A 15,341-nucleotide genomic window follows, 5' to 3' on the forward strand; every position below is an offset into this window, starting at 1 on the left:
CTTTGGTCAGCTGTCGCCCACCGTTGGGCAGCCCAAGGATCGCCGCATGTACTCCCTTGAAAGCTTGTTGGCCCACGACGCACCTGCCTTGCTATTCGAATGCATCGGCGGCAGCCATGCCTATGGCACCGCCACAGCGGAAAGCGACCGGGATATACGTGGCATCTTCGCCGTGCCCGGCCATGCCTATATGGCATTGAACGCGCCGACCAATCAGGTCGCCGATGCACGTAACGACATCGTCTTCTATAGCCTGCGCCGAGTCGTGGAGCTTTTGACCGGCGCCAATCCCAACGTGCTTGAGCTGTTGTTCATGCCGGCTGATTGCGTTCGCTGGACGTCTCCCGAAATGCAGGCTCTTGTGGAGCACCGGCATCTGTTCATATCGCGTCAGTGCGTTCAGACGCACCTCGGTTATGCGATCAGCCAGATCAAGAAAGCCCGGGGTCAAAACAAGTGGGTGAACCAACCCAGGGCAGAACGGCCGCCAGCCAAGGAAGACTTTTGCCACATTGTCCCGCGTGAGCATCTGCTGCCCGCGGGTCAACCTGCGTGTCGGCCAGTCCCTTTGCCGACGTTGCAATGGAATCTTGCGGAGTACCACGTATCCCGGCTCGAACATGCGCGCGACGGTTATCGACTGTATCGGTACGGCGCGCAAGCGCGCGGCGTGTTTCGTGAAGACATGATCGCCTGCGAGTCGATTCCGCTCGAACATGAATCCTCGCATTTTTCAGGGCTGCTTTTCTTCAATGAGCAAGCCTGGAAGCAGGCGCTCGTGGATCATCAGAACTACTGGATATGGCGTCGTGAACGCAACGAAGAACGTTGGCGGCAACAGGAATCGGGCGAGCTCGACTATGACGCCAAGAACCTTATGCATACGATTCGCCTCCTTCTTTCCGGGGAATCTATTCTTACCCGAGGCGAGCCGATGATTCGCTTCGAGGGAGAAAGGCTGCAGCTCTTGATGGACATCCGGCATGGCCGCTTTCAGTACGACGAGATCATGGCCATGGCACAAGACATCAGTGAGCGTTGCGAGAAGCATATGAATACCGATCTGCCGCCTGCCATCGATGCATTGGCCGCCGATCGACTGTTGCAGCAATTGACGACGCAATGGGAGGCGCGCCAGGTATGAATGAAGCTATTCAAGCCGCACTCAATGACATCGAACGCGAGCACCGGGTTCGTGTGCTTTATGCGGCCGAATCGGGAAGCCGTGCCTGGGGGTTCGCTTCGCCCGATAGCGACTTCGACGTGCGCTTTGTCTATGCGCATACACAGGACTGGTATTTGAGCGTGTTCGAGCAGCGAGATGTAATCGAGCGCATGCTTCCCGGCGACCTGGACGTAAGCGGCTGGGAGCTTCGAAAATCGCTTCGTCTTTCGTCGAAATGCAACCTTGCATTTAACGAGTGGTTTGATTCCCCCATCGTCTATCGACAGGATGAGGCGTTTGCGCGGGATATACGCAATGCGATAGCAGCGTGCTTTCAGCCTGCTCGAGCGTTATTTCACTACTTGAGCATGGCTCGCAGCACCTATGCGGATCATCTGGAGAGTGAACAAGTCCGCATCAAGAAGCTCTTTTACTTTCTGCGCCCGATCCTGGCTTGTCGCTGGATTGAACACTCGCGCTCACAACCGCCGACACGGTTCTCCGCGTTGGTGACAGCGCCATGGGTCAATGACGATGAGCGCGCCTGGATTGCCGACATCGAGGCTCGCAAGGCAGTCACCAGAGAAGGCGGCATGGAACCTGTGCCTGATTTTCTGCGCCAATGGATGCTGTCGGCGATGGAGCATTTCCAAGCCACCGGACATCAGCTGGCGGAGCGAAGCGAGATCGATCACGCTCTTCTCGATACGACGTTACGCCGGTGGATTCCAACCTGATGGTTCAACGCTATAGCGAGTTCGCAGTCACTCCGCGGGTGCGGGCGCAATCACATCGCGCTGACCATTGATCCCCATCGATGACACCAGACCCGCCGCTTCCATCGCCTCGACCAGGCGTGCGGCGCGGTTGTAGCCGATGCGGAACTGACGCTGCACGAACGAGATCGACGCGCGGCGTGTACGCAGCACGAATGCGGCTGCCTCGTCGTAAAGCGGGTCGAGCTCGGCGTCGCCGCCTTCTTCGGCAAACAGCTCGCCGGAACCTTCGCTCGGCGGACCGGCGAGGATTTCGTCCTTGTAGTCGGGCTCGCCGAATTGCTTGAGCCACGCCACTACACGATGCACTTCCTCGTCTGCGACGAAGGCACCATGGATACGCTGCGGATAGCCCGTGCCGGGCGGCAGGAACAACATATCGCCTTGCCCGAGCAAGCTTTCCGCGCCCATCTGGTCGAGGATGGTGCGTGAGTCGATCTTCGATGAGACCTGGAACGCCACGCGTGTGGGGATATTGGCTTTGATCAGGCCGGTAATCACATCGACCGACGGGCGCTGTGTGGCAAGGATCAGGTGAATGCCGGCGGCACGTGCCTTTTGCGCGAGACGCGCGATCAGCTCTTCGATCTTCTTGCCGGCCACCATCATCAGGTCGGCCAACTCGTCGATCACCACCACGATCATCGGCAGCGTATCGAGCATCTCGGGAATTTCCGGATGCGCCGGGAAAGGATTCATCAACGGCCGACCGGCAGCACGTGCGTCGCGCACCTTCTGATTGAAACCAGCCAGGTTGCGCACGCGCAGGTCGGACATCACCTTGTAGCGGTTCTCCATTTCCGCCACGCACCAGTTGAGCGCGTTGGCCGCGAGCTTCATATCGGTGACCACCGGCGCCAATAGATGCGGAATACCCTCGTAGACCGAGAGCTCCAGCATCTTCGGATCGATCATGATCATGCGCACGTCGTCAGGCGTGGCTTTGTAGAGCATCGACAGGATCATCGCGTTGACCGCCACCGACTTGCCCGAGCCGGTGGTGCCGGCGACCAGCATATGTGGCGCCTTGGCCAGATCCGCCACCACGGGATCACCAGTGATGCCCTTGCCCATCGCCAGGGTCAGCAGCGAATCGGAGGCACGGTAGGCATTGGAGTCGAATATCTCCGACAGCGCGATCATCTGCCGTTGCTCGTTTGGCAACTCCAACCCCATGCAGGTCTTGCCGGGGATGGTTTCGACAACGCGGATCGAGGTGCGACCGAGACCGCGTGCGAGATCCTTCATCAGCGCAACGATCTGGTTGCCGCGCACGCCCACCGCAGGCTCGACTTCGAAACGCGTAATGACCGGACCAGCCGAGGCGCCCACTACGGTTACCGGCACCTTGAACTCTCGCAGACGCTGCTCGATCAGTTCGCCGGTTTCCGCCAGCTGCGCGTCGTCGATCGACGAACTCTGCTGGCGTGGCGCGGAAAGCAGATCCAATCCGGGCAAATGAGCCGCGACGCGAGATCGTTGCGCGACGATAGATGTCGTAACGGCCACGGGCTTCGCCGTGGCTTCGACGATCTCATCATTCGCTGCGTAACCGAGCGCGCGTATCGGAGAGGGTGTGACTGCACGCGACCAGCGCGGCGGCTCCGGTGCGATCGGCGTTTCGGTATCGGATGCCTGCACAGGAACAGCGTATGTCTCCGGCACCTCGACGGGCGGGGCGGGAATGCCTGGCTCGTCGCCTGGGAGATTCTCATCCACTTCAAGTATCGCCCCGGCACCAACCGATGCAAACGATTCCTGCTGTGCGCGCTGCGATGCCTGGACTGCCGCAACGATGGCCCCCGTAGAAACCGATGGCGACCTCGGCGCAATTTCACGGCGGGGCGCAGGCGACGCTGACGATGGCCGGATGGTCTTGGGCAATAACCAGGGCTGGTCGATCACGCGTTCGCGCGGCGCAGGGCCACGGTCAACGCCAGGCCGGGAAGGCTCTGATGCCGCAACTGACGGCTCGACGCTTACCGGCGGTGCGGGCGCTCGTCGAGGACGCTGCGAACGATCCGCGCGGCGCACCGCCCCCGAACGCGGGCGTCGCGAAGCACCCGCGCGAGCGAACACGCGCTGTACGCCCTCGACTGCCAAAGCCCCCAAGGGTTCGATGGTGTCAGTGATGCGGGCAAGCGCTACCGACCAGGAGACGCCGAGATACCAAGGCAAGGTGGCGATCAGCACCACGAGCGCTAGCAAGGCGGCCAAGGCACTCCCTAACAGGCTGCCCAGACCGGTCGCGAGGGCACGGCAAACCGAGCCGCCGACAGTTGCTCCCGCAGTTACCCAATCGATGACGACGCCTTCCAGCGTTGCGCTTGCGAGCAATACCAGCAGTACGCCTAGCCAAAAGCGAATGGCACCGGCACCGCCGATCGTCATCGGCTCGCCACGGCGCCAAAGGGGCCGCAGCAGACGCCAGAAGGGCCGGATCAACCAGAGCGTAGACAGCCCGAAGCCGCCGAAAATAAGGGAGAACATGCCTGGGTTCGCAAGGACTATCTAGCAAACCCAATATGTTAGCGCCTACTTATAAGGTGTGACAGCAAAGCTGTGGATAAATCTCACGCTCGTGTCACCGAGGTTCATTTCGCGAACCAATTGTGAGTCGGCGAACTACTTGCCGATGCAGAACGAACTGAAGATCGCACCAAGCAGATCGTCGCTGCTATAGGTGCCGGTAATTTCACCGAGTGACTGCTGCGCCTGGCGCAATTCCTCGGCAGCCAGTTCGCCGGCGCGGCTGGTGTCCAGAATCTCGGCGGTGCGATCGAGATGGATGGCTACCTGCTGCAACGCCACGACATGGCGACGTCGCGCACTGAAGGCGCCTTCGCCGCTGCCCGCGCCGGCGAGTTGTTTGAGCGTATTGCGCAAGGCGTCGAGGCCGGTGCCGGTCTTGGCTGAGATCCACAACCACATGGCATCGCTACGTCTCTCGGCGTGCTCCGGGGTGGCGTCGATGTCGATCTTGTTGATGAGTACAAGGCGTTCCACTGTCGACGGTACATTCGCCAGCAAGGCCATATCGCGTTGCGCATGCTCGATGTCGGTAACGAGCAATACGACGTCCGCGCGTGTGAGTTCGCCATGCGCGCGGCGCACGCCTTCACGCTCAATGGGATCGTCGGTTTCGCGCAGGCCAGCAGTATCGGCCAATTCGAGTGCAATCCCGTCCAGTTGCAGGGATTCGCGCAGCACGTCGCGTGTCGTTCCGGCGATATCGGTCACGATGGCGCGTTCGCTGCCCGATAACGCATTAAGCAAACTGGATTTACCGGCATTGGGACGCCCGACGATGGCAACGCGCAAGCCGTCGTTCAAGCGCAGACCACGTTTGGCTTCGCGCAGCAGGTCGGCAAGTTGCGCGCGTAACGCGTGCAGTTGTGCGGTGATCGCCGGATCGGCGAGAAAGTCGATCTCTTCTTCGGGAAAATCGATCGCTGCCTCGATATGCACGCGCAATGCGATTAAAGCGTGCAGCAAGACATCCACTTTGCGCGAAAAGACACCTTCCATGGATTGCAATGCAGCGCGCGCGCCGGCTTGCGAGCGTGCGGCGATCAGATCGGCAACCGCCTCGGCCTGCGCGAGGTCGAGCTTGCCGTTGAGAAAGGCGCGCTCGGTAAATTCGCCAGGTCGCGCGAGGCGCGCACCGAGTTCGCAAACACGGTGAAGCAGGGCGTCGAGCAATACCTGGCTGCCATGGCCCTGCAGTTCGAGCACGTGCTCGCCGGTGTACGAAGCCGGAGCGGGGAAGTGCAGCAACAGACCACGATCGATCAATTGGCCTTTGGCATTGCGAAATGCGCTCATATGCGCATGCCGTGGTTGCGGCTCGCGGCCCAATAATTGATTGGCGATAGCCGGGACATTCGGGCCAGATACGCGTAGTACGCCCACGCCAGCAGCACCGGCGGCGGATGCGATGGCGGCGATCGTGTCGTTGGGGTGAGTCATGACGGAATGGTAGCGGCTTTGATTTTCTGTGGTGGGTAAGGCGAAGAGCCCCCCCTCACCCCAGCCCTCTCCCCCGGCAAAGCCAGGGGAGAGGGGGTATACCGAGGTAAGCTTGAATCGTGCGCGCTTTTGGCTCCCTCTCCCCTGGCTTTGCCGGGGGAGAGGGTTGGGGTGAGGGGGCCGGGTGCTCACCTGAACGATAAAAAAAGGCCGCTTTCGCGGCCCTTTTCTTAAGCGGTCTTGACCTTCTGGTCAGCCCGCTCGACTTGTTGCGTGATAAACCATTGCTGGCCCAGGCTGACCAGGCCGTTGGTCACCCAGTACAACACCAGACCGGCAGGGAAGAAGAAGAACAACACGCCGAACAGCACCGGCATCACCTTCATCATCTTCGCCTGCGCCGGATCCATGCCGGCGGCCGGCGGCGTCAGCCACTGCGTAGCGAGCATCACCAGCACATACAGCACCGGCAACACAAAGAACGGATCGGGCGCGGAAAGATCGTGGATCCAGCCGAAGAACGGTGCCTGGCGCAGTTCGACGCTTTCCATGATCACGCGATAGAGGCCGAAGAAGATCGGCATGGTGACCAGCACCGGCAAGCAACCCGTCATCGGGTTGACCTTCTCCTTCTTGTACAGCTCCATCATGGCCTGCTGCATCTTCACCTTGTCGTCGCCGTAGCGCTCCTTCAAGGCGTTGACGCGCGGCTGCAGCTTGCGCATCTTCGCGCCGGAGCGGAACTGCGTCGCGGTGAGCTTCCACAGCGCTGCCTTGATCAGCAGCACCAGCACGATGATGGACAGACCCCAGTTGCCGACGAAGGCGTGAAGCTGGGAGAGCAGCCAATGTAGCGGCTGTGCGATGACGGTGAGCCAGCCATAGTTAGTAGAGAGTTCCAGACCCGGTGCGATCGAGTCGAGCGTGCCCTGCAACTTCGGACCGACGTACAGGCGCGCACTCGACGTCGCGTTCTGGCCCGGTGCCACGGTCATCGACGGGCCGACCGAACGGATCAGGTAGGTCGGCGTGGCGGTGTCGGGGTTGCTCACGCTGGTGGAAAAAGTGCTTGCTTCATCGGCCTTGGGGATCCAGGCAACGAAGAAGTAGTGCTGCAGCATTTCCACCCAGCCGCCGGTGACGGAACGGTTGAGCGGCTTTTTTACAAAGTCGGTAAAGCTCAGGCTATCGAACTTGTCCTGCGGGCTGTACCAGCCGGCGCCGAAGAAGCTATGCGACGACGGATCGCTGAAACTCTGGAACCAGCTCTTGCTGGTGGCCGGCGCCAGGCGCTGCAGCTGTTGATAGGCGTTGCCCTGCCAGCTAGCGCTGCCGGCGTTGTCTATGCGCTGGGCCAGGTCGATGACGTAGGAGCCGCGATTGAGCGTGTAGGTCTTGGTGACCTTGATGCCGTCGGCACCGGTCCAGGTGAGGTCGACCTTGAGTTCGTTCTGGCCGTTGGCCAGCGCGTAGCTGGTCTGCGCGCTCTGGAACACCGCGCGATGATCGGGTGCATTCCCCTGCGCGCTCACCAGGCCGCTTTGTGCGGTGAAGAAATGCGCCTGATCGTCGTCCAGCAGACGTGCCGGCGCCGGGCTCGGATTGTTCTTGGTGCGTGGCTCAGCCGGGTAGTTGAGTAGTTCGGAACGCACCACGCTGCCGCCGCGGGTGTCGATGGTCAGACGCAGCAGGTCGTTGCTGACAGTAATCAGCTGCGCCGGTTGCTCCTTGCCGCCGACACCGGTCGTCGGAATCGCCGCGTTGCTGCCGCTGGCGCCGGGTACCGTGCCATCGGCGGACGGTGCCGTGCTGGTGGTGTTGGCAGCTACCGGAGCGGGTTGCGGGCCGTAGTCCTTCTCCCAGTCAGTCCATAACAGGTACGCCAAAGCCAACAAGGCGAAGATAAGAAACGTGCGCGTTTGATTCATCGCGGAGCGGTCCGGGGTGGGCGCTGCGGCACAAAGCCCGCAGCAAACAAAAGAAATAAGGTCAACGGACCATTGTGCCGGCCGAATCGTCCAGCTTCAACGGCTTGAGCCTGGCCCAGAGGGCATCGATGTCGGCCAGTAATTCGGCGCTCGACTGGCCAGCGGCGTGGTCGCGGCCCATGACCAGGACATCGATCGGCGGAAGTTCGTGACGAATGCGACGAAATGACTCGCGAACCAGCCGTTTCAGGCGGTTGCGATCCACCGCGCGCTTGGAGACGCGCTTGGAGATGGCCAGCCCCAGACGGGCGTGATCGAGGCCATTGCCGCGATAACGCACAGCAAAACAGCGCCCGCCTGAGCGGCCGCTGTTTTGGCGTAACGCAGCGAAATCACCAGCGCGGCGGAGCCGCGCATCGCGCGGCAAACCGGCGGCGCGCATAGTCGCGTGCCGCTTACGGGATCAGACGCTTGCGGCCCTTGGCACGGCGGGCGTTCAGAATCTTGCGACCATCGGCCGTGGCCATACGGGCACGAAAGCCGTGCGTGCGGGCGCGCTTGAGCTTGCTGGGCTGGAAGGTCCGCTTCGACATGGCTTCCTCCTATTGGTATGTGGGTAAAAAGGTTGGAAATTATGCAAGGCTTTCGAGCGGGATGTCAAATCCGCCACAATGGGCTGCCTGGGAACCCTGTGGATATCCATGTGGATATCCTCCACTTTGAGCAGCCTGCGTGCTGCTAGACTTCCCGGTCCACCCTGCGCGCAAGCGCCCCTTTCGTGGTTGAAAATTATTCATGAGTGATCTGTGGCGGCGCTGTCTGGAGCGTCTCGAGGGCGAATTGAGCGCCGAGGACCTGCATACGTGGCTGATGCCACTACAGGCACGCGACGACGCGGCCGGCATGCAGCTGTTCGCGCCCAATTCTTACACTCTCGACACGGTCCGCGAGCGTTACCTGCCCAAGATCCAGGCCATGCTGAGCCACTTGGCCGGGCATGATCTGACGGTCAGGCTGGAAGTCGGTTCCAGCGCTCCGCGCATGCCGCCCAAACCCGCCAGCGCCGCTCCTCCGGTGGCCAAGGCCGCGACATCGTTCAGTGAAACGGTGGCGCCTGCGCCAGTGTTCCACCACAACCTGGATCCGCATTACACGTTCGAGACCTTCGTGGAAGGCAAGTCGAACCAGCTGGGCAAAGCCGCTGCCATGCAGGTGGCGATGAATCCGGGCCGCGCCTACAACCCGCTGCTGCTTTACGGCGGCACCGGTCTGGGTAAGACGCACTTGATGCACGCTGCCGGCAACCTGATGCGCGAGCGCAATCCCGATTGCAAGGTGCTGTATCTGCGCTCCGAGCAATTCGTCGGTTCGATGATCGAGGCCTTGCGCACCAAGAGCATGGACGAGTTCAAGCGCCGCTTCCGCTCGGTCGACGCGCTGCTGATCGACGACATCCAGTTTTTTGCGGGCAAGGACACCACGCAGGAGGAGTTTTTCCACACCTTCAATGCGTTGTTTGAGTCCAAACAGCAGATCATCCTGACCTGCGACCGTTATCCGAAAGAGGTCGACAAGCTTGAGCCGCGGTTGAAGTCGCGCCTGGGCTGGGGCCTTTCCGTGGCGATCGAGCCGCCGGATTTCGAAACCCGCGCGGCGATCTTGCTGGCCAAGGCGCACGAGAAAAATGTCGCTGTCAGCGAAGACGTGGCGATGCTGCTGGCCAAACGCATCCGTTCCAACGTGCGCGACCTGGAAGGGGCGCTCAACACGCTGGCGGCGCGTGCCAATTTCTATGGCCGTCCGATCACCACGGATTTCGCCGAAGAGACCTTGCGCGATCTGCTGGCGACCCACGCACAGGCGGTGACGGTCCCCAACATCCAGAAGATCGTGGCGGACTACTACCAGGTTCGGCTGCAGGACTTGCTATCCAAGCGCCGCGTGCGTTCGCTGGCACGGCCACGTCAGATCGCCATGTCCTTGTCCAAGGAATTGACCGAGCACAGCCTGCCGGAGATTGGCGATGCATTCGGTGGGCGTGACCATACGACGGTGCTGCACGCGTGCCGGACGATCAAGAAACTGTGCGAAACCGACGCCCGGATGCGGCAGGATTGGGAGCAACTCATCCGCATTCTTACCGGTTGAGTTCGAAGTGCGCCAAGATGGGGAAAACGCTTGATAACCCCAGGGGCAAGCTGTGGATAATAGGTGGATGAAAACGGCCCCCAAAGTTATCCACAGAACACCCACAGTAAGCAGGTCGTTCGGAACACAGTGTAGAAATCGCCTAAGATTTTGTTTTTAAAAGAAAATCTCGGGTTTTAAAGTTATCCACGGCACCTACTGCCACTACTATTCTTTCTTTTAAAAACAGAACAGCAGTAAAGGGGAAGCGCCCACATGCAATTCAGCATTCAACGAGAAGCTCTGCTCAAACCCTTGCAACAAGTCGTAGGCGTCGTCGAACGCCGGCAGACCTTGCCCGTTCTTGCCAACCTGCTGGTTCGCGTTGCTGACGGAAAAGTGTCCTTCACCGGCACCGACCTCGAAGTCGAAATGATCGCCACCACCGAAGCTGAAAAGCTGGCCGACGGTGAAATCACGATTCCGGCGCGCAAGCTGTTTGACATCGTGCGTGCGTTGCCCGATGGGGCGCGCATCGAGCTAAAGCTCAACGGCGACCGCATTGCGCTCAATGCAGGACGTAGCCGTTTCACTCTGGCGACGTTGCCGGCAACCGAGTTCCCAACGATCGATGAGATCGAGCTGGTCGAGCGCGTATCGCTGCCGGAAGAAGTGCTTCGCGACCTGATGGAGCACACGTCGTTCGCAATGGCCAATCAGGACGTGCGTTATTACTTGAACGGCATGCTGCTCGATCTGCAGGAGCACACGCTGCGTTGCGTCGCCACGGACGGGCATCGCCTGGCTTTGAAGGAAACGCAGCTCGACAGTTCGGTTTCCGCACGCAGACAGATCATCATTCCGCGCAAAGGCGTCAACGAGCTGGTGGGCCTGTTCGAAACCGGCGACGGCCAGGTGGAGCTGGAGTTCGGACGTAATCATCTGCGTGTGCGCCGCGGCGATGTGGTTTTCACCTCGAAGCTGATCGACGGACGTTTCCCGGATTACGAAGCGGTGATTCCGCTTGGTGCAGACAAGAAAGCGGTACTCGATCGCGAAGTGCTCCGCGGGGCGTTGCAGCGTGCGGCGATTCTGTCGAACGAGAAGTATCGCGGCGTGAAGCTGGAGCTGTCCCCGGGCAAGTTGCGCATCGTGGCGCACAACCCGGAGCAGGAAGAAGCGGTGGAGGAGCTGGAAGCCGACACGGTGGTTTCCGATCTGGCTGTGGGCTTCAACGTCGGTTATTTGCTGGATGCGTTGTCTGCACTTCGTGGCGACAAGGCACGTTTGAACCTGCGCGATGCACAATCGAGCTGCCTGGTGCAGGAAGACGAAAACGAGCAGGCTCGTCACGTCATCATGCCGCTGCGCCTCTGATTGGCGGAACATCGATCCATGAGGACAGGCAGCAGGCTAGCCTGGAGCGCCGGAGCCGTCGAAAGACGCTCCGGCGTTCTCATATCGGGGCGCCGTACTGATGCGTCTTGAACAATTGCGTGTTCGCGGCTTGCGTTGCCTTTCTGATGCGGATCTTGCGTTAGGAGCCGGAATCAACGTTTTTATCGGTGATAACGGGGCCGGCAAGACCAGCGTCCTGGAGGCGGCTTTCTTGTTGTCTCACGCGCGATCGTTTCGTAGCGGGGCGAAAGAGGCGTTGTTGCAACGTGGCGCAGCCGGGCTTTCAATATTCGCGGAACTGCGTCATGACGACGAGCGACGGGTTAGGTTGGGCTTAGGGCGCAATGGTTCTCGATGGGAAGCGCGGGTCGACGGCGAGAGCGTGGCTATTGGGCAACTCGTTCGTGATTGCGCAGTGGTGTGCTTCGAGCCCGGCTCTCATGCGCTGATTGCGGGGGCGGCCGAAGAGCGGCGCCGTTATCTCGATTGGGGCGTGTTCCACGTGGAACAGCTTTTTCTCCCCGCGTGGCGTCGCTATCAGCGGGCACTCAAACAGCGAAACAGCTTGTTACGCTCTGGGGATTTCATCACCGACGCCTTGCTCGAACCCTGGGAAGCCGAGCTCACACAAGCAGGTTCACTCATCGATGCTCAACGACAGGCGTACCTGGAACTTTTGCGGCCCAGACTGGCCGCGGAAGTCGCCGAGTTGCTGCCTGAGCTGGGCGATATCGAACTTCGCTACAAGCGTGGCTGGGGGGAGGGACGTGAGCTCGCGGAAGAACTGCGCTCGCAGCGTGGCAGAGATATCGCCCGTGGTCACACGACGCTTGGTGTCCATCGCGCCGACTGGTCCCTGGCCTTTGAACGCGCTCCGTTGCGCGAACACTTGTCTCGTGGCCAGGAAAAGCTCACCGCGCTGGCATGTGTGCTTGCCCAGGCGACGCTCTTCGCGGAGCGCCGAGGCGAATGGCCCATCGTCGCACTGGATGACCTCGCCTCGGAGCTCGATGCCACGCATCAGGCATCCGTGGTTCGTCGGCTCACGGCCGCCGGAGCGCAAGTCCTGCTGACTGGAACCGAGCTACCGTCGGCCCTGCAGTCTGTTCCGGCCCAAGTGTTCCACGTGGAACAGGGGACCATCGCGCCCCTGCTATAATCGACAAATTATGCCCCCGTTCGGCCTTTAGGCGCCGTGCTGGGCGGGGCCGCTGGCGCCAGGAAAACGGGCAGGGCATGAGCGACAACGACAATTACGACTCAAGTAACATCAAGGTTCTAAAAGGTCTGGAAGCAGTGCGCAAGCGCCCTGGCATGTACATCGGTGACACCGATGACGGCACCGGCCTGCACCACATGGTGTTCGAGGTCGTCGATAACGCGATTGACGAGGCTTTGGCTGGCTACTGCGACCATGTCATCGTCACCATGCTGGACGACGGGTCGGTCAGCGTGTCGGATAACGGCCGCGGTATCCCGGTCGACATTCATCCGGAAGAGGGCCGCTCGACCGCAGAAGTCGTGATGACCGTGCTGCACGCCGGCGGCAAGTTCGATGCGAACTCCTACAAGGTCTCCGGTGGTCTGCACGGCGTGGGCGTGTCGGTGGTGAACGCGCTCAGCTCGCATCTGTGGCTGACGATCTACCGCGAAGGCCAGGAACACCAGCAGGAATACTCGCTGGGCGAGCCGCTTTACCCCCTCAAGGTGGTGGGAGCATCGACCAAGCGCGGTACCACGGTTCGGTTCCTGCCCAGCACCGGTACCTTCACCAATACCGACTTCCATTACGACATTCTGGCCAAGCGTCTGCGCGAACTGGCCTTCCTCAACTCCGGTGTCACCATCGAGTTGAAGGATGAGCGTGGCCCCGAGCCACGTGAGGATGTGTTTGCGTACGAGGGCGGTATTCGCTCCTTTGTGCAGCATCTGGCCCAGCTGAAGACCGCGCTGCATCCGAACGTGATCAGCCTGAGCGCCCAGCAGGACGGGATCAGCGTGGAGCTGGCGATGCAGTGGACCGACTCCTACCAGGAGACGATGTTCTGCTTCACCAACAACATCCCGCAGCGCGATGGCGGCACGCATCTGACCGGCTTCCGTGCGGCGCTGACCCGTTCATTGACCAGCTACATCGAGAAGGAAGGCCTGGCCAAGAACGCCAAGGTCGCTCTTTCCGGTGACGACATGCGCGAAGGCATGATCGCGGTGCTGTCGGTCAAGGTGCCTGATCCCAAGTTCTCCTCGCAGACCAAGGACAAGCTGGTTTCGTCCGAGGTGAAGACCGCGGTGGAGCAGGCCGTCAACGAAAAGCTGAGCGAATTCCTGCTGGAACATCCCAGCGAGGCTAGGGCCATCGCTTCGAAGGTTGTCGATGCGGCCCGCGCCCGCGAAGCTGCCCGCAAGGCACGCGAAATGACTCGCCGCAAGGGTGCCTTGGACATCGCCGGCCTGCCGGGCAAGCTGGCCGACTGCCAGGAAAAGGATCCCGCGCTTTGCGAACTCTTCCTGGTCGAGGGTGACTCTGCAGGCGGTTCGGCCAAGCAGGGCCGTAATCGCAAGACCCAGGCCGTGCTCCCGTTGAAGGGCAAGATCCTCAACGTGGAGAAAGCGCGATTCGACAAGATGCTGTCCTCGGCCGAGGTCGGCACCCTGATTACCGCGCTGGGTACTGGTATCGGTAAAGAGGAATACAATCCGGACAAGCTGCGCTATCACCGCATCGTCATCATGACCGACGCGGACGTGGACGGCTCGCACATCCGCACGCTGCTGCTGACGTTTTTCTACCGTCAGATGCCGGAGCTGATCGAGCGCGGCCACGTCTATATCGGCCTGCCGCCGCTGTACAAGCTCAAGCAGGGCAAGCAGGAGATGTATCTCAAGGACGACGCGGCGCTCAACGCGTACCTGGTTTCCAACGCGGTCGACAACGCCGAGTTGCAGGTGGGTCCGAGCGCTCCGGCCGTGACCGGCGAGGCACTGGAAAAACTGCTGCGCGATTATCAGCTGGCGCTCGACCAGGTGGGGCGCCTGAGCCACCGCTTCGACAGCAATCTGCTCCACGCCATGATCGAGCACACCGCGCTGGAGCCGGCGGTGTGGAGCGATGCCAGCGCCATGCAGACATGGATCGATGGGCTCACCAAGCGCCTGGCTGCTAGTGGCCTGGGTAAGCCACGTTATCGCGTCAGCCTGCGTCCGGCTCTGGATGAGCAGCCGGCCGCACTGGAAGTGGTGCGCGACCAGCATGGCCTCAGCCATACCTGGCTGCTGCCGCAGACGTTCTTCGCCAGCGGCGAGTACCGCCCGATCCTGCATGCCAGCCAGGACCTTGCCGGCCTGCTGCAGGCCGATGCGGTCGTGCGGCGAGGCAATGGGTCGCGTGGGGTGCTCAGCTTTGCCGAAGCGCGCGCCTGGTTGCTCGAGGAAGCGAAGAAGGGCCGTACGATCCAGCGATTCAAGGGTCTGGGTGAAATGAACCCGGAGCAGCTGTGGGAGACCACGGTCAACCCGGAAACCCGTCGCATGCTGCAGGTCGGTGTCGAAGACGCCTTCGCCGCCGATCAGATGTTCTCGATGCTGATGGGCGAGGCGGTGGAACCGCGCCGCGACTTCATCGAAGCGAACGCGCTGAAGGTCGCCAACCTGGACGTCTGAACCCGGGGGCTGGCACGGCATCGCGCCATCCCTTGACTCGATGACCGGACGAGCCGCGATTGCGGGAAAATCGTCCGGTCATATTTTTGTATACATGTATTAGTGTATTAGTACGTTAGTGTGCGCGACCATTCGACCCATTTCTCAAGCCGACGACCACCCGGCCGATATGCTCGGCTGCCGGCAACGCGAAGTGGCTCGGAAAAGCAAAAGTAGGATTTATACGACAACAAAGATCGATATAAGTGCAGGGAAAAACAGGCAAATACGCTGGCGTATCCTGCAACTAATTGATATTTAACAACCTTTGCTGCGGCA

Annotated in this window: 11 protein-coding genes; 6 read left to right on the forward strand and 5 right to left on the reverse strand. The window is 60.9% G+C overall.

The window, feature by feature from the left end; all coding sequences use genetic code 11:
* Window positions 1–46 precede the first annotated feature (46 nt).
* Window positions 47–1,144 (forward strand): DNA polymerase beta superfamily protein, encoded by a 1,098-nt coding sequence (locus QMG46_RS03890; protein ID WP_281851167.1) that lies wholly within the window; start codon window positions 47–49, stop codon window positions 1,142–1,144.
* 53 nt (window positions 1,145–1,197) lie between these two features.
* Window positions 1,198–1,902, forward strand: coding sequence for a nucleotidyltransferase domain-containing protein (locus tag QMG46_RS03895; RefSeq protein WP_281851168.1), 705 nt, complete (start codon window positions 1,198–1,200; stop codon window positions 1,900–1,902).
* A 27-nt stretch (window positions 1,903–1,929) separates the two neighbouring features.
* On the opposite strand, the gene QMG46_RS03900 is transcribed toward QMG46_RS03895, so the two are convergent.
* The 5 genes from QMG46_RS03900 to rpmH all read right to left on the reverse strand — a co-directional run bounded on the left by QMG46_RS03900 (window position 1,930) and on the right by rpmH (window position 8,431).
* Window positions 1,930–4,431: a DNA translocase FtsK gene (locus QMG46_RS03900; RefSeq protein ID WP_281851169.1), complete on the reverse strand. Its 2,502-nt coding sequence runs from the start codon at window positions 4,429–4,431 to the stop codon at window positions 1,930–1,932.
* Between the two features lie 135 nt (window positions 4,432–4,566).
* Window positions 4,567–5,910, reverse strand: coding sequence for a tRNA uridine-5-carboxymethylaminomethyl(34) synthesis GTPase MnmE (gene mnmE, locus QMG46_RS03905; RefSeq protein ID WP_281851170.1), 1,344 nt, complete (start codon window positions 5,908–5,910; stop codon window positions 4,567–4,569).
* A 230-nt stretch (window positions 5,911–6,140) separates the two neighbouring features.
* The gene (gene yidC, locus QMG46_RS03910; RefSeq protein ID WP_281851171.1) at window positions 6,141–7,838 is read right to left on the reverse strand and encodes a membrane protein insertase YidC; all 1,698 of its coding nucleotides are present in this window, start codon (window positions 7,836–7,838) and stop codon (window positions 6,141–6,143) included.
* 61 nt (window positions 7,839–7,899) lie between these two features.
* Window positions 7,900–8,280: a ribonuclease P protein component gene (gene rnpA, locus QMG46_RS03915; protein WP_281851172.1), complete on the reverse strand. Its 381-nt coding sequence runs from the start codon at window positions 8,278–8,280 to the stop codon at window positions 7,900–7,902.
* 13 nt (window positions 8,281–8,293) lie between these two features.
* Complete coding sequence (gene rpmH, locus QMG46_RS03920; protein WP_019464789.1) at window positions 8,294–8,431, reverse strand: 50S ribosomal protein L34; 138 nt, start codon at window positions 8,429–8,431, stop codon at window positions 8,294–8,296.
* 202 nt (window positions 8,432–8,633) lie between these two features.
* On the opposite strand from rpmH, the gene dnaA reads away from it, so the two are divergent.
* The 4 genes from dnaA (at window position 8,634) to gyrB (ending at window position 15,023) form a co-directional block, all read left to right on the forward strand.
* Window positions 8,634–9,986 (forward strand): chromosomal replication initiator protein DnaA, encoded by a 1,353-nt coding sequence (dnaA, locus tag QMG46_RS03925; protein WP_281851174.1) that lies wholly within the window; start codon window positions 8,634–8,636, stop codon window positions 9,984–9,986.
* A gap of 255 nt (window positions 9,987–10,241) precedes the next feature.
* The gene (gene dnaN, locus QMG46_RS03930) at window positions 10,242–11,342 is read left to right on the forward strand and encodes a DNA polymerase III subunit beta (RefSeq protein ID WP_281851175.1); all 1,101 of its coding nucleotides are present in this window, start codon (window positions 10,242–10,244) and stop codon (window positions 11,340–11,342) included.
* Between the two features lie 100 nt (window positions 11,343–11,442).
* Window positions 11,443–12,522 (forward strand): DNA replication/repair protein RecF, encoded by a 1,080-nt coding sequence (recF, locus tag QMG46_RS03935; RefSeq protein WP_281851176.1) that lies wholly within the window; start codon window positions 11,443–11,445, stop codon window positions 12,520–12,522.
* Between the two features lie 77 nt (window positions 12,523–12,599).
* Window positions 12,600–15,023, forward strand: coding sequence for a DNA topoisomerase (ATP-hydrolyzing) subunit B (gyrB, locus tag QMG46_RS03940; RefSeq protein ID WP_281851177.1), 2,424 nt, complete (start codon window positions 12,600–12,602; stop codon window positions 15,021–15,023).
* Window positions 15,024–15,341 lie beyond the last annotated feature (318 nt).

The organism is Dyella sp. GSA-30 (genome assembly GCF_027924605.1).
Lineage (GTDB): Bacteria > Pseudomonadota > Gammaproteobacteria > Xanthomonadales > Rhodanobacteraceae > GSA-30.